This window comes from Nitratireductor kimnyeongensis, from assembly GCF_019891395.1.
In the GTDB taxonomy this organism is placed as follows: Bacteria; Pseudomonadota; Alphaproteobacteria; order Rhizobiales; family Rhizobiaceae; genus Nitratireductor; species Nitratireductor kimnyeongensis.
The window spans coordinates 505280-529453 of record NZ_CP078143.1 but is presented as its reverse complement, the minus strand read 5'-3'; the positions used below and the strand labels follow the sequence as shown (position 1 = coordinate 529453).

The window sequence follows — 24174 nt, the reverse complement described above, 5'->3', positions numbered from 1 at the left end:
CTGTCAGCAGGCTTTTAGGCAGGGCGACAAACCCGTTCTGAGATATCCGCTATTGGTGTATGTCTGCGTCCTGTCGGACGCCGCTTGGCGGCTCCTTCTTGCTGTGATGGGCACGAGCGGGAACTGGTTGCTCCGGAGGAATGCAGATGAACGACATGAATCCGGTGGGGGCTAAAACGATCGCGCCTGATTTACCGTCTCTGGCGATTTCCGTGCGCGGGTTGGCCAAGCGCTATGGGACTGTCGCTGCGCTGGATGGAATCGATCTGGATGTTCCGCGTGGCATGATCTTCGGCATTCTCGGGCCAAACGGAGCGGGAAAGACCACGTTGATCCGTTTGCTTGCAACGCTTGCGCGACCAGATGGGGGAACTGCCTCGGTCATGGGGCACGATGTGGCTTCGAACCCGCAGGCAGTGCGTGGTGTCATTGCGTTGACCGGGCAGTTTGCCTCGCTCGACGAGGATCTGACGGGGCGCGAAAACCTTGTCATGTTCGCACGTCTTTGGGGCTTTTCAGCTAGCGCTGCCAAGACAAGGGCAAATGAATTGCTCGCTGCCTTCGAGCTTTCGGATGCTTCCAGAAAGCAGGTTAAGTCCTATTCTGGCGGGATGCGAAGGCGGCTCGACATTGCAGCGTCACTGATCGTGACGCCGGGTGTTCTCTTTCTTGATGAGCCAACGACCGGTCTCGACCCCAAAGCCCGGCAAGGTGTTTGGAAGATGATCCGCTCTCTGGCTCAATTCGGTGTGACGATCCTGTTGACCACCCAGTATCTCGAAGAAGCGGATCAGTTGGCCGCGCGTATCGCAGTGATCGATCGTGGCCGAAAAATCGCTGAAGGGACGAGCAGGGAGCTCAAATCGGCCATCGGCTCCGGTTTTCTACACGTTGCCCTTGGCGATCATAAGCGAATGGATGAAGCGGAGAAAATCTTGGAGAAGGCTCTGGGGGCGCCCGTTCAACGCAGCGCCGAGGGTGCGCAGCTCTCCGTGGTCGCAGGGTCGACCAGAGCCGCCAATGAAGCGCTGGGCGTGTTGATCTCAGCAGGAATAGAGCTGTCCGATTTCTCGATGGGGTCACCGAGCCTTGATGAGGTGTTTTTCGCACTCACCGGGCAGCCTGTGGAGGAAGAATCGCCAGGAGAAGCATCATGACCTCCATTCAGAATGGTCCTGCAATGCTATCCAATGCAGCCCGACCGACCAGACCCTCCGCGCTTGCCAACGCTCTCACTTTCGGTTGGCGGGCAGTGTTGAAATTCAAGCATGTGCCGGAGCAGTTGTTCGACCTGATCATGACGCCTCTCATGTTCACTCTGCTGTTCACCTTCGTTTTCGGTGGCGCCTTGGCAGGTTCGACGAGCGACTATCTACAGTTCTTCCTCCCCGGCATCCTTGTTCAGACAGTCGTGTTCAACTCAGTTTATTCCGGGATGGGACTTTCCACGGATCTCTCGAAGGGATTGTTCGACCGTTTCCGCTCATTGCCAATCTGGTCCCTTTCGCCCTTTGCAGGGCTCATGGCCGGCGACGTCCTGCGCCATACAATTGCAGGATTGATTATTCTGTCCGTCGGGCTGGCCTTGGGCTATCGCCCCGAAGCAGGCGTGGTGGGGGTTCTTTTTTCGTTTTTGTTGTTGATTGTCATTGGCTTCGGTGTTGGCTGGATCTTCATCGTGCTTGGCCTTCTCATACGTACACCGATGACCGTCATGACGATCGGTTTCACGTTCATCTTTCCGCTTGTGTTCGCCTCCAACATCATGGTGCGTCCCGAGACGATGCCGGGATGGCTCGAAGCATTTGTTGTACGAAATCCGGTGACGCACATGGCGACTGCCCTGAGGGGGCTGATGAGCGGAACGGCCACAGCAGGCGATGTGATGCTTGCTTTGACGGCGCCGGTGCTTTTGACACTCGTTTTGTCTCCGGTTGTTTTGTGGCTTTACCGGCGCAACTAGCGGGCGTCCCCCTAAGCGAAGAAATAGAGCGCGCCCCCTTTGGGAGGGCGCGCTCGGACTTGACTGAAGGAGCCTCCTTCTCATCGCGGTATGGGACAAGGTCGAACCCTTTGTCCTGATACTGGAAGAGGAGGCAGTCGATGCCCTCAACGCAACCGCTGAAGTGCCTCAGGTGCCCAGGCAACTCATAATACGAGCCTTTCGGGTACACCGTCCGCCTGCCGTCGACCACAATGAAAAACGTGCCCTGCACAACCACGGTCCGGATGGATCGGGTGTGATAGTGATACGGGTTGTCCTTCCCGGCGGGATACAGAACAAAGGCCTCATAAGGGGCCGCGCCTGCTAGGTCGCCGCGAACATTGGCATATCGTATGCCACCCGAATCAGGGATCTCGATCCACTCGAGTTCCGACGCGGGGAAGGAGATGATCCTTTCCTTGAGCGATGCCAGATCCGAGCAGGCGGCCACCACAGCCGACAACGCCGCAAGCGGCAGGGCAAATCTAAAAAAGGGCTTCATCGTAAAAATCCCTCGTGCTCAAAAAAGCGCACAGAGCCTTAAAATGCGTGGCTCCGAAATCTTGCTTCAAAGGCGCGGGAAACGCGCCGATATTCCTGTTTCACCAATGTTGTTCGAATATTCTCGACGTTCAGTTTGCACACTTGGCGCTGGTATATTGTTTATTTTGTATATATATGAAAGCCTTGCCTTTCTGCGCCGATGTTTATGTTTCTATTATCGGCGTTTATGAAGGCTATCCAGTCGAACTTTATCTATTCGATATGGCGGCTCCATCGTGTCCGCTGTGGCGAATGCCCGAGATCAAGGAAGGGTATGGGGGACAGCCAGGAACATGCTTGCCGTTCAATGGTGTCAGTACACCAAGCGCTGGCATGTGGCGTGGGGAGCGGGGACGGCTGCAGCCGCGCCGCCGAGCCTCAGGCCCGGCGGCCGCGCAGGTGCTGAAAGGCTGCCTAGAGGAAATAGCTCTGCAACGGACGCACCTCAAGGCTGCCTGCCTTGAGAGCAAGAATCGCCTCGGCCGCAGCCTCGGCACCTGCCATGGTGGTGTAGTAGGGCACTTTCTGCATCAAGGTCGCGCGTCGCAACGATTTGGAGTCCGACAAGGCCTTTTGCCCGTCCGTCGAATTGAAGACGAGTTGAACCTGACGGTTGCGGATCGCGTCCTCGATATGCGGGCGACCTTCCAAAACCTTGTTGATCTTCTCGGCTTTGACGCCGTTTTCGCGCAGGAAGCGGGCCGTGCCACCGGTGGCCAGAACATGCCAGCCGGCATCAGCGAGCCGCTTGACCGCCGGTAGGACGCGGGCTTTGTCATCGTCACGCACCGAGACGAACAGTGTGCCACCGCGCGGCAGGTCGACGCCGGCGCCGAGCTGTGCTTTGGCGAAGGCAAGCGCGTAATCGGTGTCGAGACCCATCACCTCGCCGGTGGATTTCATCTCCGGTCCGAGCAGCGTGTCGACACCGGGGAAGCGTGCGAAGGGGAAGACGGCTTCCTTCACCGCGATATGTCCGAGGTCTCGTGCATTGGGCATGGTCCCGTAATGAGCGAAAGCGTTCTCCAGCGTCTCGCCCGACATGATGCGGGCGGCGATCTTTGCGATGGGGCGCCCGATGGTCTTGGCCACGAAGGGTACCGTGCGCGAGGCGCGTGGATTGACCTCAAGCACGTAGATCTCGCCATTCTTGACGGCGTATTGCACGTTCATTAGGCCGCCGACTTTCAAAGCCCGGGCCAGGGCTGCCGTCTGGTGTTCCAGCTCGGCCACCAGTGCTTCGTCGAGCGAATGAACCGGCAGGGAACAGGCAGAGTCTCCAGAGTGGATGCCGGCCTCCTCGATGTGCTCCATGATGCCAGAAACATAGGTCTGGCTGCCATCGGAAAGGCAGTCCACATCCACTTCGACGGCTTCCGTCAAGTACGTGTCGAAGAGGAGCGGGTTCTTGGAAAGAAGCGTGTTGATCTGGCCGGTCTTGTCGGCCGGATATTTTTGGCGGATTTCCTCGGGAACGAGGCCTGGCACCGTGTCGAGCAAATAGGTCTGCAGCATCGTCTCGTTGTGGATGATCTGCATGGCGCGGCCGCCCAGCACATAGGATGGGCGTACGACCAGCGGGAAGCCCAGCTCGGAGGCCACGACCCGTGCCTGCTCAACAGAGTAGGCGATGCCGTTCTTCGGTTGTTTCAGCCCAAGCTTGATCAGGAGCTTCTGGAAGCGGTCACGGTCTTCGGCCAGATCGATCATGTCGGGTGCGGTGCCGAGGATCGGGATGCCAGCCTTTTCCAGCGCATCGGCAAGTTTCAGCGGCGTCTGGCCGCCAAACTGCACGATGACGCCGTGCAGGGTACCTGCCGCCTGTTCGGCACGCAGGACTTCCAACACGTCTTCGGGTGTGAGGGGCTCGAAATAGAGACGGTCGGAGGTATCGTAATCTGTGGAAACGGTCTCCGGGTTGCAATTGACCATGATCGACTCGTAGCCGGCGTCGGCCAGCGCGAAGGCGGCATGACAGCAACAATAGTCGAACTCGATGCCCTGGCCGATGCGGTTGGGGCCGCCGCCGAGGATCACCACCTTCTTGCGGTCCGAGACGTGGGCCTCGTCGGCCACCTCGCCAGCGAAAGGCAACTCATAGGTCGAGTACATGTAGGCGGTGGGGGCAGCAAACTCTGCCGCGCAGGTGTCGATGCGCTTGTAAACGGGATGGACGCCAAGGGAATAGCGAATCTTTTGAATCTCTTCCGTCTCTTTCTTCGTGAGTGACGCGAGGCGAGCGTCTGAGAAGCCCATGGACTTCAACAGGCGCAGGTTCTCCGCATCCTCTGGCAGGCCGTGCTCGCGCACGCGCTCTTCCATGGCGAGGACCGCTGCGATCTGCTCCAGGAACCAGGGGTCGATGCGGCACATGGTGTGCACGTCTTCAAGGCTGGTGCCAAGGCGGATGGCCTCAGCCACCATGCGCAGGCGGTCGGGCGTCGGGGTGCCGAGCGCGGCACGGATGGCGTTCTTGTTTTCCGATGGATCGCCTTCCGGATCGTAGCCGGGAATCTCGATCTCATCGAGACCGGTGAGGCCGGTCTCCAGGCCGCGCAATGCCTTCTGGAAGGACTCGGCAAAGGTGCGCCCAATGGCCATGACTTCACCCACCGATTTCATGGCCGTGGAGAGAGCCGGTTTGGAGCCCGGGAACTTTTCAAAGGCGAAGCGCGGGATCTTGGTGACGACATAGTCGATGGAGGGTTCGAAGGACGCGGGGGTTGCACCGCCGGTGATGTCGTTCTCCAACTCGTCCAGCGTATAGCCGACAGCGAGCTTTGCCGCGACCTTGGCGATGGGGAAGCCTGTCGCTTTGGAGGCAAGCGCCGAGGAGCGCGACACGCGCGGGTTCATCTCGATGACGACGAGACGTCCATTCTCCGGATTGACGGCGAACTGGACATTCGAGCCGCCGGTTTCAACACCGATCTCGCGCAACACCGCAATCGATGCGTTGCGCATGATTTGGTATTCCTTGTCCGTGAGCGTGAGGGCAGGGGCGACTGTGATGGAATCGCCCGTATGCACGCCCATCGGGTCCACGTTCTCGATGGAGCAGATGATGATGCAATTGTCCGCACGGTCGCGAACCACCTCCATCTCGTATTCCTTCCAGCCAAGAACGGATTCCTCGATCAGAACTTCGGTGGTGGGAGAGGCATCTAGGCCTGACGACACGATCTCGAAGAACTCTTCGCGATTGTAGGCGATGCCGCCGCCCGTGCCGCCCAACGTGAAGGAGGGGCGGATGATGGCGGGCAGACCGACAAAATCGAGCGCCTGGGCGGCCACGCCCATGGCGTGGTTCATGTAGCGCTGCTTGCGGTCGCTCTCGCCGAGGTTCCATTCGTTTTCGAGCTCGTCGAGCGCCTTGTCGAGCGCGTCGCCGGAGAGCTTGTCTTTGAGTTCCTTGCGCTTGGCTTCATGTTTCTTGCGGTCGGCATTCTTGACGTCGGAGGCGTTGGCGAGCATGGAACGGGGCGTTTTAAGCCCGATTTTGGCCATGGCCTCGCGGAAAAGCGAACGATCTTCGGCCTTGTCTATGGCGTCGGGTTGCGCGCCGATCATCTCGACATTATAGCGCTCCAGAACGCCCATGCGGCGCAGGCTGAGTGCGGTGTTAAGTGCGGTCTGGCCGCCCATGGTGGGGAGAAGCGCGTCGGGCCGCTCCTTGGCGATGATCTTGGCGACAACTTCCGGCGTGATCGGCTCGATATAGGTGGCGTCGGCGAGCTCCGGATCGGTCATGATCGTGGCCGGGTTGGAGTTCACCAGGATCACGCGATAACCCTCTTCTCGCAGCGCTTTCACGGCCTGGGTGCCGGAATAGTCGAACTCGCAGGCCTGGCCGATAACGATGGGGCCGGCCCCGATGATGAGGATCGACTTGATGTCGGTGCGTTTTGGCATGGAAGATCACTCGTGCGTGTGAGCCGAACGCCACGCGGGCGTATGCCGCGCGCAGGCCGGGCAAAAATTGTCGGGCTAGGCGCGCCTTATAGGCAATGGGCGGCCCCGACGGAACCCCGAAAATGACGATATTCACGCTGTTGGTGGCCGAGACGTTGTTTCGCGGTGCTGTCATCCACTCAACAGGAGATGTCGTTTCTTCAGCCAAGAGACGCCGGTCAGGTTCCGTAGACGGCAGGGTGTGTCCAGGAAAATCAGATTTAAGCGTTTCGGATACTACAAGGAATTCGAAGCTTGGGGAAACCAACATCCCTTTCCGTCACGCAGACGGGGTAACAACCTCTGGCCTTGTGGCATATAAGCCGATAACTAGTGTTTTCTGGAAGCAACTGGGAACTCTACGCATGCGCTGGAAAGGTCGTCGCCAAAGCAACAATGTCGAGGACCGTAGGGGTCGTTCGGATAATGGGGGAGTGTTTCCCGGCGGGTTTGGTCGATCTGGCGGCCGCGTGAGGCTCCCCGTAGGCGGGGGCAGACGCGCGGGCGGCGGGCTGTCCGGCATCGTTGTACTTGTGGTGCTTTTCTTCGCTTTGCGTGCGTGCGGTATCAATCCGATGGACATGTTGTCTGGAGAACCGGGCGCTAGCAGTCAGACCACCACGACGCCACAGCAGTCTCCGAGCGGCGCCAGCGATGAGATGAAGCAGTTTGTGAGCGTCGTGTTGGCCGAAACGGAAGACACGTGGAATGGCATATTCGAATCCCAGGGGCTCGATTACAAGGAACCCTCTATGGTTCTGTTCACTGATTCCGTACGTTCAGCCTGTGGCTTTGCCTCGGCGGCGACGGGGCCATTTTATTGCCCCGGCGATGAGAAGGTCTATCTTGATCTGGGCTTCTTTGATCAGCTTTCACGCCGCTTCGATGCATCGGGGGATTTTGCGCGGGCCTATGTGGTTGCGCATGAGGTGGGCCACCACGTGCAGAATGTGACCGGCATCCTGCCGCGCTTCAACCAGATGCGCCAACGTATGAGTCAAACCGAAGCGAATGCGATGTCTATTCGCGTGGAGTTGCAAGCGGATTGCTTCGCCGGCATCTGGGCACATTATACAGCGCAAAAAGGACTTCTCGATGACGGCGACATCGAGGAAGCATTGAACGCGGCCAACCAGATCGGCGATGATACGCTGCAACGACGCACCCAGGGTTATGTGGTGCCGGAAAGTTTTAACCATGGTACGTCCGAACAGAGGCGGACATGGTTTGCGCGGGGGCTCAAGAGCGGACGGCTGGCCGATTGCGATACCTTCAACGAGCCAATCTAACAACGAATCTATCCAAACCCGGACCAGTCGTTCCCTCACCACGCACGAGGTGGATTGGAAGATGTTTGGAATAAGAAGAATACTGGCCCTTGCCGTGGCGGTGGTCTGCGGCTCTGTAACGTCTCAGGCACCTGAATTCTCTCAGCAGTATCGGCAGCGCCTCAATGGAGCTCAGGATGAGTTGCGGCAGGTTGTCGAGGCTTTTGATGCCGACGCAGCCGAAAATAATCTGAACCGCAACAGTGCGATAAGGGTTTACGAAAAGACCGGCAGCAGCTTTCTGCAAGCCCGCGCCGAATCTGTTCGAGCCGCAATCGGAAGACTTGGGGATTTGGAACGGCAGTCTGAGGCATTTGATGAAGCAATGCCCGTACTCAGGCCGTTGGTCGTAGCGCGTGCACCCGACGGTCCTGTGCTGCAGGGGGCTCTGCGAGATTTCGAACCGGCAATACCCGTCACATTCCATGGATTTATCTGGGCCGGCGCGGGCGTGATACTAGGTTTCTCAATCGCATGGCTTATCGGTTTGCCATTTCGGCGCAGGCAACGTTATGCTCCGCGCAATCTTCGCGTGTAGAATTGCAACTACTCGTTTAACGCGTTTTTAAAACCCGCGAGTTATTTTGCCGCCAACAAATAAAGCTTGGGTGGGCAACATGGTTTCTCGGTTAGGACGCGTTCTGCGCTCCGGTAAGCGGCTTTGCAAGCGCTTTGGCTCTGATAGGTCTGGTAATTTTGCAATGATGACGGGCCTGTCGGCCATGGCGCTGATCGGCGCCTCCGGATTCGCCGTCGACTATGCAAACATGAGCCGGGTGCGCTCTGAATTACAGAATGCACTTGATACGGCTGCGTTGGCAGTTGCACAAAAGGGCAAAAAAATTTCGGATTCGGAAGCGAACTCTGTCGCTTACAACTATCTTAAGGGCAACTTTCCCAGAGATTTCGATGCGTTGCAGGTCGAACGCGATGGGCGATCTGTTCACGTGACGGCCAAGGTCGACGTGGATCTGATGTTTGGCGGAATATTCGGTAAGGATTCCATGCCTGTAAACGCAGGCTCGAAGGCTGACGTCGCTCTGGTATCCTATGAGATCGCGCTTGTGCTCGATACGACGGGTTCCATGCAAGGCAGCAAGCTGCGTGACATGAAAAAAGCCGTCGAAGAAATGATCGACAATATCTCGGCTCAAGTCGACAACAAGGACCGACTTCGCTTTGCGCTCGTTCCATTCTCGACCTTTGTGAATGTTGGTCCCCAATACGGGCCGGAGTTCGATGAGAAGGGAAAAATCAAGGAAGGCACTGGTGCGCAATGGCTCGATCTCTATGGCATCAGTGAGATCCCTCAGCTTGAGCTCAAAACAGGTGTGAGTCGCTTCGAGGCTTTCAACAATCTCGGATACGAATGGAAAGGTTGCGTCGAGACGCGCATGGCCGATGGCGACAAACGTCATGATGTAGCGGACACACAGGCGGATCAACGCGACCCGGCAAGCCTGTTTGTTCCCGCGTTCGCGATCGATGAGCCCTCCGGTTATCAGTACAGAAACAACTATCTGAACGCGACCTTCAACCCGTGGGACAATCACGCATTGGCGAAGCTGGAAAAGCTTAAGAAATATGGCTTTGATCTGCTTGGCGACATTCTTGGTCTCTTCAATCTCAATCGCACGGGTACCGGCTATGGCCCGAACGACATGTGCGATGCTGAACCTCTCACGCCGCTTACCAACGACTATTCGACCTTGAAATCGAAGGTCAAACAGTTTGAGGCGAAGGGGAACACCAACATCATGGAAGGCGTGGCTTGGGGTGCGCGCGTTTTGTCTCCGGAAGAGCCCTTCGCGGGCGGCAACTCGGAAGATGGCCTGAACAAGGTGATGGTCGTTCTTACCGATGGTGCCAACACGTTCGGTGTCCGCAACAACGGGTTGCGATCGTACTATTCAAGCTTCGGTTACATGATTGACGGTCGCCTTGATGGAGAAGTCAATGCAAGCACCAGCAAATCCACGAGGTTGATGAACGAGAAGACAATCGAAGCGTGCGATTTCGCAAAGGAAAGCGGTATCGATATCTACACGATCAGGCTCGAGGTCCGCGATACCGACACTGGCGACATGATGCGTTCCTGCGCGAGCCGACCCGATCAATACTTTGACACGCCGTCCAGCCGGCAGCTCAAGGAGGTGTTCGAAAAGATCGGTGAGCAGATCGTGAAGCTGCGTCTATCTTCCTGAGGGACGCTTGAGGCTAAACCAAAAAGGGCGGCCCTGGGCCGCCCCTTTGCTTATTCAGCCAGCGCAGGTTCGCCGCGTCGCTCACGAATGAGATTGGCAAAGCGGCGAAAGAGGTAATGGGAATCCTGCGGGCCGGGTGAAGCCTCGGGGTGATGCTGAACGGAGAATACTGGTCTGCCGACGATCGTCAGACCACAATTGCTGCCGTCAAACAGAGAAACATGGGTTTCCTCAACACCCTCCGGCAGGGTGTCGCCGTCCACCGCAAAGCCGTGGTTCATGGAGACGATCTCGACCTTGCCGGTGGTGAAATCCTTGACCGGATGGTTCGCGCCGTGATGACCCTGATGCATCTTGACGGTTTTGGCGCCGAGTGCGAGCGCCAGCATCTGGTGACCGAGGCAGATACCGAAGATCGGAATTTCCGTTTCGAGGAGTTGGCGGATCATCAGCACGGCGTATTGCGCTGTGGCTGCCGGATCACCTGGCCCGTTGGAGAGAAACACGCCATCGGGGTCCAGTGCAAGAATGTCTGCTGCACTAGTCTGCGCGGGAACCACGGTGACTTTGGCGCCGAGACCGGCAAGAAGACGCAGAATGTTGCGTTTTGCGCCGTAGTCGACAGCCACAATGTGATGCGTGGGGGCTTCCTGAGCGCGGAAACCTTCGTCCCAGATCCAGGGTGTCTCCGTCCATCCCTGCGATTGACCCGACGAGACCTCCTTCGCCAGGTCGAGGCCGACGAGACCGCTCCACTCCCGCACCTTCGCCTTCAAGGCGTCCATGTCGAAAACACCGTCCGGATTATGCGCGATGATTGCGTTGGTTGCTCCCTTTTCACGCAAAAGCGCAGTCAGTGCGCGTGTGTCGACGCCGCTGATGGCAACGATTCCGCGCCGTTTAAGCCAGGCATCAAGATGCCCGCTGGCACGATAACTCGACGGGTTCGTGATGTCGGAGCGGAAAACGGCACCGACTGCTCCGGCGCGAGCAGCAGGATGAAGATCTTCAATATCCTCATCGTTGGCACCGACATTACCGATATGCGGGAAGGTAAAGGTGACAATCTGGCCGGCATAGGAAGGGTCGGTCAGAACCTCCTGATAGCCGGTCAAGGCCGTGTTGAAGCAGAGCTCGCCGATCGCCTCTCCGCCGGCACCCACGCCTTTTCCCTCGATCACAGTGCCGTCGGCCAACACGATCAGGGCAGTCGGCCGGCTCGTGGTCCAGGGGGCGGTCTTGATCGCCATTGGGGTCTCCATCATTCGTGTACCTGAATGTCATCGCGGGCAGGGGCCTGCGCACGCTCAGGTTCCCTTAACATGATCTGCGAGCAGACCGGTTCTCACTTTTTGCCGTCGAACGCAAGGGGGATGAAAATAGGGCTTGAGCATTGGGGGCTTGAAAGACAGTCGCACATGGGCCATATGCCCCAGCGAAACGGATCCACGAGAACGCAAAAAGCTGGCGGATTCAGGCCGAAAGGAAATTGTCCATGCAGGTCACGGACAATAGGCAAAGGCTGTAAAGCGGTCAATCACTCGTAATTAATTATTTATGTCAATGTTTCCAATGGTTTATTGGGGCGTTGTGGCTTGCTTCGTGACTTGGCCGGAGCTATGTTCGTCCTAGCGACGGGAGACAGGTGTTATGATGCGCGAGAAACTCGCCAAGGCGTTAAACGACGCCGTCAAACAGAAAGACAAACGCCGCATTTCTACGCTGCGTCTGGTTCAGACTGCCATCAAGGACCGGGATATTGCAAATCGCGGAGCCGGAAAGGATCCGGTTAGCGACGAAGAAATACTGCAGATCTTGTCCAAAATGGCTAAGCAACGACAGGAATCCGCGAAGGCCTTTGAAGAGGGTAACCGGTTGGAGCTTGCTGAGCAGGAACGCGAGGAAATTGCGGTCATTGCCGAGTTCCTCCCCAAACAGCTTGGTGAAGACGATCTCAAGCAAGCGTGTGCGCAAGTGGTTCATGAAGTTGGTGCAGATGGGCTGCGCGACATGGGCCGATGCATGAATGTGCTCAAGGAAAAGTTCCCCGGGCGCTTGGATTTCGGCAAGGCCAGTGGCATCGTCAAAGGTATGCTGCGCTGAACGTGTAGCACAATTATTCGAAAAAGCTCACAGGCGGCTCAATGAGCCGCCATTTTGCGTCAGCAGGGCCATGAAGGGCGTGCTGCATCTTCCAGAAGTTGGAAGCGCTGTCCCGGAACAGGGAGGGTTGCGGGCGTTCTCGAATGACAGATAACCAGAAACTTCATCAAGAGTGGCCCTGCCGCGGTTCCGAGATGCTTAGGCCGCGTTGGCATCCGCGCTTTTTTCTTTCGTGCGCAGATCGTCTTCGTGCAGATCGTCAAGCGGGCTCGGGCGCCCAAGATAGTAGCCCTGGCCGATCTGGCAAAGTTCCTTCGCTAGAAAGCTCAACTCGCCGGAAGTCTCTACCCCTTCGGCCAGGACTGGAAGGCCTAGTCCGCGGCCGATACCCAGAACCGCGCGAACGATGGTGGCGGCCTGTTCATTCGTATCGACCTGTCGAATAAAGCTTCCATCAATCTTGATCTTGTCGAAGGGGAAGGCGCGCAGATTGGATAGCGACGAATATCCCGTTCCGAAATCGTCCATAGCAACGCGGATTCCGAGAGCTTTTAACTGACGCAGCGTGGTAAGCGCCCGATGCATATCACGGACCAACGCGGTTTCGGTAATCTCGATTTCGAGACGATGCGGTGACAATCCGGTCTCAAGCAGGATGCGGTGGACCGTTTGCACGAAGTTCACGCTGTGAAGCTGGATCGCCGAAACATTCACCGCGACCATCAGGTTGCTTTTCCAACTAACGGCGGCCTGACAGGCTGTCTTGAGAACCCATTCGCCGATCGGAACAATGGCGCCGCTCTCTTCCGCAACCGGGATGAAAATGCCGGGCGATACGTTTCCCCGTTCAGGATGCTGCCAGCGCAGAAGCGCTTCGTAGCCGATCAGTTCACCAGTATCGAGTTTCTTCTGGGGCTGATACACAAGGTGGAATTCATTCCGGGTCACTGCATGGCGCAGCTCGTGCTCCATTATCCTACGGGAACGGGCCTCGATGCCCATGGCGTGTTCATAGAACCGGTAAGTGTCGCGCCCTTCGGACTTGGCGCGGTAGAGCGCCGTGTCGGCATGGTTGATGAGCATCTCCTGATCTTGCGCATCGCTTGGATAAATGGCGATGCCGATGCTCGTAGACATAAGGCCGTCGCTGCTCGCCCGCGCGTTCTCCGCTCGGAAGGCTTCAAGTATCCTCTCAGCGAGTGTCGCAGCCTCTTGGTGATCTGAAATACCAGGTGCGATGATGGCAAATTCATCACCGCCAAGACGCGCCAGCATCTGACCCTCGCTCAAAACGCTTCCAGCGTTCTCCGCGACCTTGCGTAGCATCGCGTCGCCTGCGGCGTGGCCGAACAGATCGTTGACCTCTTTGAACCGGTCAAGATCAAGGCACAGCAACGCTATCGACTTTCTCTCTGAAAGCGTTGCCATCTCTTTTTCCAGCTGGGCTGTAAAGCTCCGCCTGTTGGGCAGATTGGTCAGCGTGTCATTCATGGCCAGGCGACGGATATCGGCCTCCGCCTTTTTGCGTTCGAACAGGTCGCGAACCGCTATGACGGTATGCGGCTTTGCGCTGTAGTCAATGGTTCGGGAAAGAAGTTCAACTGGCCTGCTCGTTCCATTGGCGTGTTGGAGCGTGGTCTCCCAGACGGGTTCCTGGGCATCGGCGTCATCAAACTGGAAGGTGCCGAACAGGTCCGTAAAATCCATTCCCACCAGTTCCTCGATGGTCCGCCCGCACAGTTTGGCGAGGCTCTGATTGGCCGTGACAATAACCGTATCATCGCAGACCAGAAGACCTTCGAAGGCGGCGTTGGCGAGGCCACGCATGCGGCGCTCTTCTGCCAAGGCGCGGCGCTTGTCACGAATGTCGACCCAAAGGGCCAAAGCCGTCAGCGCAAAAATCATGACCGCTGCGAGAGAAACGGCGGCCGCAAGAATTGTGGAAGGAACGGAGAACTGGGATATGGTGATCGCGGGATCGGGAATGATCGAGGCGGCGCCCATGGCCGTGAAATGCATCGTGCAGATAGCAAGCGTAAGCGTCAGGCTCGCCAAAAGATTTCGCGTCTGTGAGGTGCGTGCCAAGGCGATCTGAATGGCAAGGGCACCAAGTACGACACCGGCGATGACGGAGGCGGCGACCAGCATCATATTCCATTCAAGCCGCCCCCCCACTTCAAAAGCGATCATGCCGGTAAAATGCATCACAGCAATTCCACCTCCGATGATCGAGCCTCCAACGAGATGGTGGTCGATGGTCGGTCGGGCTGTCGCAACCGACATCCCCAAGCCGCTACAAACGATTGCAAGGATCAAGGACAGGGCCGTAAGGGGAACGTCATAAGCGGTTGGCATGCCGGGGGAGAATGCCAACATGGCGACAAAGTGCGTGGCCCATACACCAAACCCGAAGCAGATGGCGGCTACAGTCGTCCATAAGAGGCGCGTTTGGCCTGTCGATTTGCGCAGATGCCGAAGAAGCGTCACCGCCGCGAACGAGGCGATCGCTCCCAGAACGCCAGCCAGTACTACAAGCCGGAGATCGTGTTCATTGACAATGCAGTTGTAAACCGTAAGCACGTGTACCGCCATTCTGATGCTTGCAATGCCGACCTTGTCGGCCGGGCCGTTTCGAATCGATCCCGGGGGTTTAGCATCTGCGCTTGAACAATCGGTTAAGTTGTATGACGGGGCGGCACCCTCTCTTGTATTTTCCGGCTGTGAATACCGTGAAGAAGCCTCTTCAAGAGTCGCGGTTGCGGACGATCATGCTTATATGATCGGGTAGGCAGGATAAAAATGCGCTTTCCGAACTCCTTTCTCGATGAACTCCGTGACCGCGTGCCGATATCGCAGGTGGTGGGCACGCGTGTCACATTCGATCCCAAGAAGACAAATGCGTCGCGTGGAGATTACTGGGCGTGCTGCCCTTTTCACGGAGAAAATACGCCGAGTTTTCATTGCGAAGACAGAAAGGGCCGTTACCACTGTTTCGGTTGCGGGGTTTCAGGAGACCACTTCCGGTTTTTGTCCGAGCTCGATGGCATCAGTTTTCCGGAAGCCGTGGAGCGGGTGGCCGACATGGCGGGATTGCCCATGCCGCAGCGCGATCCGCAGGCCGAGCGGCGCGAGCAGCAGCGCGCTTCCCTATCTGACGTCATGGAGATGGCGGCGGGGTTCTTTCAGAGCATCCTGCAAGAACAGCAGGGGGCAGAGGCGCGGGCCTATTTGCGCGGGCGCGGACTTTCAAGCGCCACTCAACAGGCTTTTCGCATTGGCTTTGCTCCTTCGAGCCGAAATGCGCTCAAGGAATATTTGGCTGGTAAAGGGGTTACGAAGGACCAGATCGAGGCTTGTGGCCTTGTTGTGTTCGGTCCTGACATTCCGGTTTCCTATGATCGCTTTCGTGACCGCATCATGTTTCCCATCGAGGATGCGCGGGGACGGGTGATCGCCTTTGGTGGCCGTGCGATGTCCAAGGATGTACCCGCCAAATATCTAAATTCACCGGATACCGAGCTCTTTCACAAGGGAACGGTTCTTTACAATCTCGCCCGGGCGCGCCGTTCCGCCGCCAAGGGGGCTCCTGTGATCGCGGTGGAAGGGTATATGGACGTGATCGGGCTAGCCCAGGCGGGTTTCGAAAACGCCGTGGCGCCGTTGGGGACGGCCCTGACAGACAACCAGCTGGATCTGCTGTGGCGCATGTCGGGGGAGCCGGTTTTGTGTTTCGATGGCGACGAAGCAGGATTACGGGCTGCATGGCGTGCGGCCGATCTTGCGCTGCCGCTTGTGCAACCGGGACGAAGCTTGCGTTTTGCGCTGCTGCCGCAGGGCAAGGATCCTGATGACCTTGTCCGGGAGGAGGGGCCGGACGCTTTTGCGGCTGTGCTCTCAGGAGCACGGCCCCTCGCTGACATGCTTTGGATGCGCGAAACTTCGGGCAAGGTGTTCGATACGCCTGAGCGCCGTGCTGAACTGGAGCGCAATCTGCAGGCGTTGACGGCGCGGATCGGCGACGAAAATCTGAAACGCCACTACAGTCAGGATATGCGCGAACGTGCGCGGGCCTTCTTTGGCGGCAATCAGTCTCAGCGTGGTGGACAGCGCGCTTTCCGCGATGGTGGCAGTGGTGGACGAAACCGCGGCTTTGGCGGGCGCCCCGGCGGGGCTTCGGGACGGCTGGCGGTCTCCGAGAGCCTTGCCCGTTCCGCATTGGTGCGCAGCTCGACGCCGACCATGCCACTCAGAGAGGCCACACTTCTGGTTTCGCTGGTGAACCATCCGGCTTTGATCGATGAGTATTTTGACGCGCTCGACCAGATGTTGCTGGCGAGCGCCGATCTCGGCCGGCTGCGCATGGCGATCCTTGATGCGGTGGCGCACAATCCGACGCACGACCGCGCGCTTCTTCTGGAAAAAATCGAGGCAGACGGGCTCCTTTCCGTCTGGAAGCAGGCGGAGGCCCGCGTGAAATCCGCATATATGTGGCCAGCGCTTGAAAATGCTGCTCTTGATGACGCTCGGGAAGCCTTTGCGCAGACGCTCCACTTGCACCGGCGCGCAGGCTCTCTACATAAGGAGCTTAAAGCGGCCGAACTGGCGCTTGCCAATGATTGGAATGAAGAGGACGCGCGACACCTGGTTGAGATCCAGGCCGAGTTGAGCAACTTGCAGGCAACCGAAGCGCTCATCGAAGGCTTCGGCATTCTATCGGGGCGTGCGAATCGGTCTTGATGACGAGAATGGATCGATGCGGGGTTGGGGCCTGTAAAGTTCGAAAATGTGTCCGAATCACTGCTTGATTCGCTTTTTTGGTACGAATCACGGCGCATCGCCTTGACGTAGCGCTGGAATGCAGGAATCAGGATCGATTCGAGAAGGGAGCTGTGCTGCGTATTTGAAAGGTCAGCACGCAAGAACAAGATACCGAAATTGGACGTGACAGGGAGTCCACCTAAGTATCAGGGTTAATCCGGCATTAACGCAGCTGACGCTAGACCACGAATCAGGTTGCGAGATGCCGCGACGGACAGCCGTTGCAGCGGCGGCGACGGGGTGGCATGGCCCCCCATCGGTTGGAGAAAGCAAAGCATGGCGACGAAAGAAAAGGAAGAGGTCGAAACCGAACGCGAGGGCTCCGACGGCCCATTGCTCGACCTTTCCGATGACGCAGTCAAGAAGATGATCAAGGCCGCGAAAAAGCGCGGCTATGTGACAATGGACGAACTCAACGCCGTCCTTCCTTCTGGCGAAGTCAGTTCCGAACAGATTGAAGACACGATGGCGATGCTCTCGGATATGGGCATCAATGTGGTGGAAGAAGATGAGGTTTCGGAAGACAATGATTCCAATGACAGCGAGGAAGGCGGTGAGCTGACCACGCAGTCAGGGACCGCCGTTACGACCACCACGAAGAAAGAGCCGACGGATCGTACCGACGATCCCGTACGCATGTATTTGCGCGAAATGGGCTCGGTGGAGCTTCTGTCGCGCGAGGGCGAAATCGCCATCGCGAAACGTATTGAGGCGGGCCGCGAGACGATGATCGCCGGGTTGTGCGAGAGCCCGCTGACATTCCAGGCATTGATCATCTGGCGTGACGAGCTCAACGAGGGCAAGATCCTGTTGCGCGAGATCATCGATCTCGAGGCTACCTATGCGGGTCCGGAAGCCAAGCAGGCGCCGGTCGTGCAGCGTCCCGATGAGGAAAACAAGCCGACCGCTGATGAAAAGCCAAAACGTACGCGCGGTGACGATGTTACCGACGTGGGTGGTGAAGGACAGCCTGAGGAAGAGGACGACGAAGAGGATGAGGCCAATCTATCGCTTGCCGCGATGGAAGCCGAACTCAAGCCGGGCGTCATGGAGACGCTTGATTTCATTGCCGACACCTACAAGAAACTGCGCAAGCTGCAGGACCAGAAGGTTGAATCGAGCCTGGCCGATGCCGACACACTGTCGTCGAGCCAGGAGCGCCGCTACAAGCAGTTGAAGGGCGAGTTGATCACTTCGGTGAAGTCTCTTTCTCTCAACAATGCGCGCATCGAGACTCTCGTCGAGCAGCTTTACGACATCAACAAGCGCCTTGTGCAGAACGAAGGCCGCCTGCTGCGCTTGGCGGAAAGCTATGGTGTGAAGCGGGAGTCCTTTCTGAAGGAATATCAGGGATCCGAGCTCGACACGAACTGGACCGAGCGGGTCGCGACGCTTTCCGCCAAGGGTTGGAAAGAGTTTTCGAAGAACGAGGCGAAGGCAATCGAGGATCTGCGTGCGGAGATCCAGAATCTTGCACAGGAAACCGCGATCTCCATCGGTGAGTTCCGCAAGATCGTCAACCAGGTCCAGAAGGGCGAGCGCGAAGCTGCCATCGCCAAGAAGGAGATGGTCGAGGCGAATCTGCGTCTCGTGATCTCCATCGCCAAGAAGTACACGAATCGCGGCCTTCAGTTCCTGGATCTGATCCAGGAGGGCAATATCGGCCTGATGAAGGCGGTGGACAAGTTCGAGTATCGGCGCGGCTACAAGTTCTCCACCTATGCGACGTGGTGGATCCGGCAGGCGATCACCCGTTCGATTGCCGATCAGGCCCGCACTATCCGCATTCCGGTTCACATGATCGAGACGATTAACAAGATCGTCCGCACCTCGCGCCAGATGCTGCATGAGATCGGCCGCGAACCGACGCCGGAAGAGCTGGCCGAGAAGCTCGCCATGCCGCTCGAAAAGGTGCGCAAGGTGCTAAAGATCGCCAAGGAGCCGATCTCGCTTGAAACCCCGGTGGGTGACGAGGAAGATTCGCATCTTGGCGACTTCATCGAGGACAAGGGCGCGGTTTTGCCCATCGATGCGGCCATTCAGGCAAATCTGCGCGAGACGACGACGCGTGTGCTTGCCTCGCTGACGCCGCGCGAGGAACGTGTACTGCGCATGCGTTTCGGCATTGGCATGAATACCGACCACACCCTGGAAGAAGTTGGCCAGCAGTTCTCGGTGACGCGTGAGCGTATTCGCCAGATCGAGGCCAAGGCGCTGCGTAAACTCAAGCATCCGAGCCGTTCGCGCAAATTGCGTTCGTTCCTCGACAGCTAACAGCCCTATAGTGGCTCGCTCCCACCTGTTTTCTTATGTACAGTGAGCGACGACAAATATCTGGAAGCCGGGTCTAAGTGCCCGGCTTTTTTGTTCAAAGACGTTTTATCAGCACCGGGCAGGACAAGGCAGAGCGATGACGATTACGCATCAGGATGAGCTGGACGGCTTGAGAGAGATTGGTCGCATTGTCGCGAACACCATGCATGCAATGGCGAAAGCCATGGAACCGGGGATGACCACCAAGGAACTGGATCAGCTCGGCGGCGCGCTGCTGGAGCGTGAAGGTGCTCTTTCTGCTCCTCAGACAACCTATGATTTCCCTGGCGCGACCTGCATCAGCGTGAACGAGGAGATTGCTCACGGTATCCCGGGCAGCAGGGTTCTCGTTGAGGGCGATTTGGTCAACATCGACGTTTCCGCATCCAAGAATAGCTATTTCGCCGATACAGGCGCTACATTTCGGCTCGGGGCGGTCGATGCCCGTCTCGAAACTCTGTGCCGAGACGGAAAGCGCGCTACGGAGATCGGCATCGCGCAGGTGCGCAGCAACAAACCCTTGGCCGATATCGGAAAGGCAATCGGTCGCTTTGCGGAGCGCCGGGGTTACACCCTGATCCGGAATCTGGCCAGCCATGGTGTGGGCCGGTCCCTGCACGAATACCCCGAGGAAATCGCCACCTGGCCGACACGCAATGACAGACGCCGGATCAACAGAGGGCTGGTTCTGACGGTTGAACCATTCCTGTCTTGTGGAGGGCTTTGGGCCATGCATGGGGACGATGATGTCTGGACCCTGCACGCCGAACCCAGCGCGCCGGTGGTGCAATACGAGCACACGGTCGTCGCGACGGACCGAGGGCCAATCGTGGTCACGTTGCCCGGATGAACCAAGGCCTGATTGCTTGACGCGCGTTCATTGGGGAGCTCCACCAATAGCATGAGACAGACGATTCTGACGGTCCCCACTGCCGGGTGCGGATTGTAAGAGTTCACCGATCGGATTGAGAGCTTCGTTGAGCAAGCGTGCCTTGAGGCGGGGCTCCTTACGGTTTTCGTGCGTCATACATCCTGCTCCTTGAACATTCAGGAAAACGCCGATGCGGATGTGAGAGGGGATTTGGAGACATTCTTCAGCCGATTGGCTCCTTCTTCGGACGATCCCTCCATGGCCTGGATTGTCCATCGCCTTGAAGGCCCCGATGACATGCCAGCCCATATCAAGGCGGCATTGACCCAGACCTCAATTGGCATTCCGGTGATGAATGGCGGGCTGGCTTTAGGCACTTGGCGGGGATCTATCTATTTGAGCACCGCGTTCGACCGCATCGGCGTGAGGTAGTATTGCATCTTTCATGAAGCAACCGCGTCCTTTGTGTTTCGCCCAGGTGCGTACAGAGGTAAAACGGCATGAGATCGTTGAAACGAGGGGAGTAAATATATGTCATTCCTGAAGCGCCTGTTCGGTGGTGGAGCGGGAAGGTCCGCTGCAGGGGAGGGGGAGCCGGTAGGTGATGCTGTCGAGCACAAAGGTTTCATCATCCAACCAACTCCGTTCTCCGAAGGCGGGCAATTCCAGACTTGCGCTCTGATTTCAAAAGAAGTGGATGGCGTTCGCAAGGAGCATAGGCTCGTTCGCGCCGACCGTTTTCCTAGTGCTGATCTCGCGGCCGAGCAGGCGGTCCGCAAAGGTCGCCAGGTGATCGACGAGCAAGGTGATCAGATTTTCATCTGATTCAGTCGTCGACATGTTTTTTATAAGTCTTTCAACAGAGATGGTTGACTGGACCAAAAGGATGGCTTCGGTCAGACTTGCAGTCTGTAATTTAGTGGCTGAAAGGCATTTGCATTGACGCTCGCAGCTTCGCTCTTTCCAATTTTTTGCTGGGTGTTCTACACCGTCTTTGCCCGTTGGTTGGAAAAGCGACGGCCCTCTCTGTCGATCATTATGGGTGCGCAGCGCCACCGATGGGTGCGCAACGCCGTGCGCCGTGAGACGCCGATGGATGCTATTCTCTCAGGAAATTTGATGGGGGCTGTCTCGTTTTTCGCATCAACCACAGTTCTCATCATACTGGCGTTGATCGCAGTGTTTGGTCAGATCAGTGCGGTGGTGGAGGCCGTGTCGGTCATGCAACCCGCGCTGGACATTTCTAAAGCGTCCGTCGAGCGACATCTTGTGCTTTTTCTGGTGATGTTCGTGATGGCGTTTTTATCCTTCACGCTGTCGCTGCGGCAGTTCAACCATTTCTGCATCATGCTCGGGGCGGCAGACGAGGCGGACGAATGCGACCCAGAGGAAATCTATGTTATGGCCGCGCTCAACACGATTGCAGCGCGCAATTTCAATCAGGGCATTCGAGCCTACTATTTTTCATTGGGTATGATCGCCTGGTTTGTTTCAGCTTGGGCGGCTATCGGTGTCAGTGTTCTGCTGTTTGCATCGATACTTTACCGGGAGTTCTTCTCTGCCGCTCGTGAACTTGTTGCCGGTCTCAAGGTTGACGTGGCCAATCCTGCACAGACTGCGGGTGGTAAGAGGAGCAGGAGCAAGCCGTAGTCTGCGCCTACGGAGCGGGAGGTAGCCCCTCTATCAATCCGGCGAGGGCTTTACGATAGCTTTCCGCATCCGCACCGGCATCAATCGCCAGCGCTGCCCGGTCAAATGCCGCTCCAAGCAGGCCGGTCAAAGCATCCAGCGGCAGATCGCGAATCTGCCGGGCTTCAATCGCAGCCTGCAACCCTTCCTTCAAGGTCCTGTTGCCGTGGCGATTGTCGACTTGGTCCATTCCGTTTCTTCCTAGAACAGCGGGCCCATCGAGCAGCAAGAGACGTGTGCGGCCAGGGGCGGTCATCGCTTTCAAATAAGCTTTTCCCCCATCGATCAAAGCCATCGTCGCGGATAAGGAGGCCGCGGTGTTCTGCTCGATTTCCTTCGCGACTATGCTTGCCTCACGCTCAACCACGGCAGCAAACAGAGCCTGTTTGTCGGCGAAATGATGATAGAGTGCGCCCCGTGTTACCCCGGCTTCCCGCGCGATCTCTGGTGTCCCTGTTTCCGCATAGGATTTCTCCACGAAAAGACGCCGCGCGGCCTCAATGAGCCTATCGCGGGTTTCCTCGCTGCGCTCCCGGTTAGAGCGGTGTCCCGATTCATGTTGCATACATGCAGCCTGTATGTTATTTATCGATACATGCAGTCTGTATGTTTATAGCGACGGTCGCTGATTGCAAGTGTTATACGTGTCGCGGGATCAAAGCCTGCAGTTGCGTCCAACGCGCCAAGAGGAACCACACCGATGAAGATCACCAGCTACTACCCGGTCGTCATGACGGAAAAAGTTGCCGAAACCGCAGCATTTTACTGCGCTCACTTTGAGTTTCATCCGGCTTTCGAGGCGGACTGGTATATCCATCTTCAGTCAAGCGATGACCCTGGCATCAATCTCGCAATACTGAATGGAAGTCACGCGACAGTACCGGAGAGCGGCCGGGGGAAGGTGTCGGGTTTGATATTGAATATTGAAGTCGAAGATGTCGATGCTGAGTATGAGCGGCTACAAAAAGCGGGTCTTCCAATTCTACTGGAACTGCGTGACGAAGCGTTTGGACAACGTCACTTCATCACCGCCGATCCGAATGGTGTTCTGATTGACATCATAAAGCCGATCCCGCCATCTGCCGAATTTGCAGTTCAATATTCGCCTGATGCCGTTCCGCAGTAATGCCGCATGTTAACGGGGAGCCGCGGTGCAAATGCACCGGCGGCTTCCGCACTATCGTGATCAGGCGCCAACGATCTCGATGACTTCAATGTCAAAGATCAAATCGTGTCCGGCCAGGGGATGATTGGCGTCGACGGTGATTTCATCATCACCTACGCCGACCACAGTCAGGGAAATCTGATTTCCTTCCTGCGTGGTGGCCTGCAGGTTGGAGCCGACCTGCACGTCCATTTCAGTGGGGAGCGCCGAACGTGGCACCGCCTGAACCTGATTTTCATCGCGTGCACCATAAGCTTCCGCTGCAGGTATGTTCAGTGTGCCGCTTTCACCCTGCTTCATACCTTGGATTTGCCGGTCGAGGCCGGGAATGATTTGGCCGCTGCCGACCTTGAACTCGAGCGGTTCGCGTCCGGCCGAGGAATCAAACTGCGTGCCGTCGGCCAGCTTGCCTGTGTAATGAATGCGCACGACATCGCCGCTTTTGACCTGGCTCATGTCTGTCTCTCAATCGCTTTTGTGTGAGAAGATGTTGACGCGGCATAGCGCTCTGCGTCGGCGAACAGGGATTTGGCAATGCCTTTCGTCCCTTGTCGACACAGCCTAATGCGAGCGGGGCACCCCTGTAAAGCGATGGACGCAAACGACCGGGGATGGTTTGTCCCCGGTCGCCTTCCACAGCGCGGAACGGCCCGACGGCTTGGGGGCACCGGGGGGGGCAACGCGGTGAAAGAGCGCGCTTCTTGCAGAGTTCGAGCGATTCTATTTGCCGACGATCGCCCAGATCACACCGAAGGGATCGAGAAGCTGCCCGTAACGATCACCCCAAAACATGCGTTCCAGCGGTTGTGTCACCTCCATGCCGGCACCCATCGCGCGTGCCCACCAACTGTCGACATCGTTAACGTTTAACGTCAGCGTGTATCCGGCATGCCCGCGCAGGGGCTGCCCATACTCGGGATAGGGGTCGCACAGCATGAGCGAACCGCCATGGACGTAGAGATGGATGTGCATGGTGCGGCCATTCTCGTCTTCCGGTTGCCGGAAAACCTCTTTGGCCGCCAAAGCCTGCTTGTAAAACTCGGCGGCTTTTGATGCGCCATCGACGATCAGATAAGGGACCACGCCACCCAGAACTTTGGGCATCTCCTCTTCATCTGCAACATTGTGGGTTTCGGACATGGATTTTCTCCTCATGACAAGCCCGCGATGTCGGGGCTTGTCATGAGGACGAATAACGGCCGGTA

Annotated in this window: 19 protein-coding genes and 1 pseudogene; 14 read left to right on the top strand and 6 right to left on the bottom strand. The window is 57.4% G+C overall.

Translation table 11 applies throughout. The features are described 5' to 3' along the window. Positions 1–146 precede the first annotated feature (146 nt). From KW403_RS02400 to KW403_RS02390, 3 genes are all read left to right on the top strand, one after another. Complete coding sequence (locus KW403_RS02400) at positions 147–1157, top strand: ATP-binding cassette domain-containing protein (protein WP_223021175.1); 1011 nt, start codon at positions 147–149, stop codon at positions 1155–1157. Continuing rightward, entirely contained in the window at positions 1154–1963 is an 810-nt protein-coding gene (locus KW403_RS02395) for an ABC transporter permease (RefSeq protein WP_223021174.1), read from the top strand. The genes KW403_RS02400 and KW403_RS02395 overlap by 4 nt, the downstream gene beginning before the upstream one ends. Positions 1964–2403: 440 nt before the next feature. Then, the gene (locus KW403_RS02390) at positions 2404–2718 is read left to right on the top strand and encodes a hypothetical protein (protein ID WP_223022637.1); all 315 of its coding nucleotides are present in this window, start codon (positions 2404–2406) and stop codon (positions 2716–2718) included. Between the two features lie 223 nt (positions 2719–2941). Here KW403_RS02390 and carB read toward each other — a convergent pair whose 3' ends face one another. Further along, positions 2942–6439 carry a carbamoyl-phosphate synthase large subunit gene (carB, locus tag KW403_RS02385; RefSeq protein ID WP_223021173.1) on the bottom strand — a complete coding sequence of 1166 codons (3498 nt, stop codon included), beginning with the start codon at positions 6437–6439 and terminating at the stop codon, positions 2942–2944. Positions 6440–6843: 404 nt separating this feature from the next. On the opposite strand from carB, the gene ypfJ reads away from it, so the two are divergent. The 3 genes from ypfJ to KW403_RS02370 all read left to right on the top strand — a co-directional run bounded on the left by ypfJ (position 6844) and on the right by KW403_RS02370 (position 10010). Next, positions 6844–7767 (top strand): KPN_02809 family neutral zinc metallopeptidase, encoded by a 924-nt coding sequence (gene ypfJ / locus KW403_RS02380; protein WP_223021172.1) that lies wholly within the window; start codon positions 6844–6846, stop codon positions 7765–7767. Positions 7768–7828: 61 nt separating this feature from the next. Beyond that, positions 7829–8344, top strand: coding sequence for a DUF2937 family protein (locus tag KW403_RS02375; protein ID WP_246637866.1), 516 nt, complete (start codon positions 7829–7831; stop codon positions 8342–8344). A 163-nt stretch (positions 8345–8507) separates the two neighbouring features. Then, entirely contained in the window at positions 8508–10010 is a 1503-nt protein-coding gene (locus KW403_RS02370) for a VWA domain-containing protein (RefSeq protein WP_223021171.1), read from the top strand. A gap of 50 nt (positions 10011–10060) precedes the next feature. On the opposite strand, the gene carA is transcribed toward KW403_RS02370, so the two are convergent. Then, the gene (gene carA, locus KW403_RS02365) at positions 10061–11260 is read right to left on the bottom strand and encodes a glutamine-hydrolyzing carbamoyl-phosphate synthase small subunit (RefSeq protein ID WP_223021170.1); all 1200 of its coding nucleotides are present in this window, start codon (positions 11258–11260) and stop codon (positions 10061–10063) included. Positions 11261–11663: 403 nt separating this feature from the next. Between carA and KW403_RS02360 the strand changes: the two genes are divergently transcribed. Further along, positions 11664–12113, top strand: coding sequence for a GatB/YqeY domain-containing protein (locus KW403_RS02360; RefSeq protein ID WP_223022412.1), 450 nt, complete (start codon positions 11664–11666; stop codon positions 12111–12113). Positions 12114–12311: 198 nt separating this feature from the next. Here KW403_RS02360 and KW403_RS02355 read toward each other — a convergent pair whose 3' ends face one another. Further along, entirely contained in the window at positions 12312–14705 is a 2394-nt protein-coding gene (locus KW403_RS02355) for a sensor domain-containing diguanylate cyclase (protein WP_246637865.1), read from the bottom strand. 207 nt (positions 14706–14912) lie between these two features. On the opposite strand from KW403_RS02355, the gene dnaG reads away from it, so the two are divergent. The 6 genes and pseudogenes from dnaG to KW403_RS02325 all read left to right on the top strand — a co-directional run bounded on the left by dnaG (position 14913) and on the right by KW403_RS02325 (position 21765). Continuing rightward, positions 14913–16850 (top strand): DNA primase, encoded by a 1938-nt coding sequence (gene dnaG, locus KW403_RS02350; protein WP_223021169.1) that lies wholly within the window; start codon positions 14913–14915, stop codon positions 16848–16850. Between the two features lie 357 nt (positions 16851–17207). Further along, positions 17208–19205 carry an RNA polymerase sigma factor RpoD gene (gene rpoD, locus KW403_RS02345; RefSeq protein WP_223021168.1) on the top strand — a complete coding sequence of 666 codons (1998 nt, stop codon included), beginning with the start codon at positions 17208–17210 and terminating at the stop codon, positions 19203–19205. A gap of 136 nt (positions 19206–19341) precedes the next feature. Continuing rightward, positions 19342–20094, top strand: a complete 753-nt coding sequence (gene map / locus KW403_RS02340; RefSeq protein WP_223021167.1) for a type I methionyl aminopeptidase — start codon at positions 19342–19344, stop codon at positions 20092–20094. A 114-nt stretch (positions 20095–20208) separates the two neighbouring features. Then, a pseudogene (locus tag KW403_RS02335) lies at positions 20209–20564 on the top strand (secondary thiamine-phosphate synthase enzyme YjbQ). A gap of 82 nt (positions 20565–20646) precedes the next feature. Then, positions 20647–20940 (top strand): HlyU family transcriptional regulator, encoded by a 294-nt coding sequence (locus tag KW403_RS02330; RefSeq protein ID WP_223021166.1) that lies wholly within the window; start codon positions 20647–20649, stop codon positions 20938–20940. A 114-nt stretch (positions 20941–21054) separates the two neighbouring features. After that, positions 21055–21765 (top strand): DUF599 domain-containing protein, encoded by a 711-nt coding sequence (locus KW403_RS02325; protein WP_223021165.1) that lies wholly within the window; start codon positions 21055–21057, stop codon positions 21763–21765. Between the two features lie 7 nt (positions 21766–21772). On the opposite strand, the gene KW403_RS02320 is transcribed toward KW403_RS02325, so the two are convergent. Beyond that, the gene (locus KW403_RS02320; protein WP_223021164.1) at positions 21773–22369 is read right to left on the bottom strand and encodes a TetR/AcrR family transcriptional regulator; all 597 of its coding nucleotides are present in this window, start codon (positions 22367–22369) and stop codon (positions 21773–21775) included. A gap of 135 nt (positions 22370–22504) precedes the next feature. Between KW403_RS02320 and KW403_RS02315 the strand changes: the two genes are divergently transcribed. After that, positions 22505–22930 carry a VOC family protein gene (locus KW403_RS02315; protein WP_223021163.1) on the top strand — a complete coding sequence of 142 codons (426 nt, stop codon included), beginning with the start codon at positions 22505–22507 and terminating at the stop codon, positions 22928–22930. Positions 22931–22990: 60 nt separating this feature from the next. On the opposite strand, the gene KW403_RS02310 is transcribed toward KW403_RS02315, so the two are convergent. After that, positions 22991–23425 (bottom strand): FKBP-type peptidyl-prolyl cis-trans isomerase, encoded by a 435-nt coding sequence (locus tag KW403_RS02310; RefSeq protein ID WP_223021162.1) that lies wholly within the window; start codon positions 23423–23425, stop codon positions 22991–22993. Positions 23426–23689: 264 nt separating this feature from the next. Beyond that, positions 23690–24109: a VOC family protein gene (locus tag KW403_RS02305; protein WP_223021161.1), complete on the bottom strand. Its 420-nt coding sequence runs from the start codon at positions 24107–24109 to the stop codon at positions 23690–23692. Between the last annotated feature and the right edge of the window lie 65 nt (positions 24110–24174).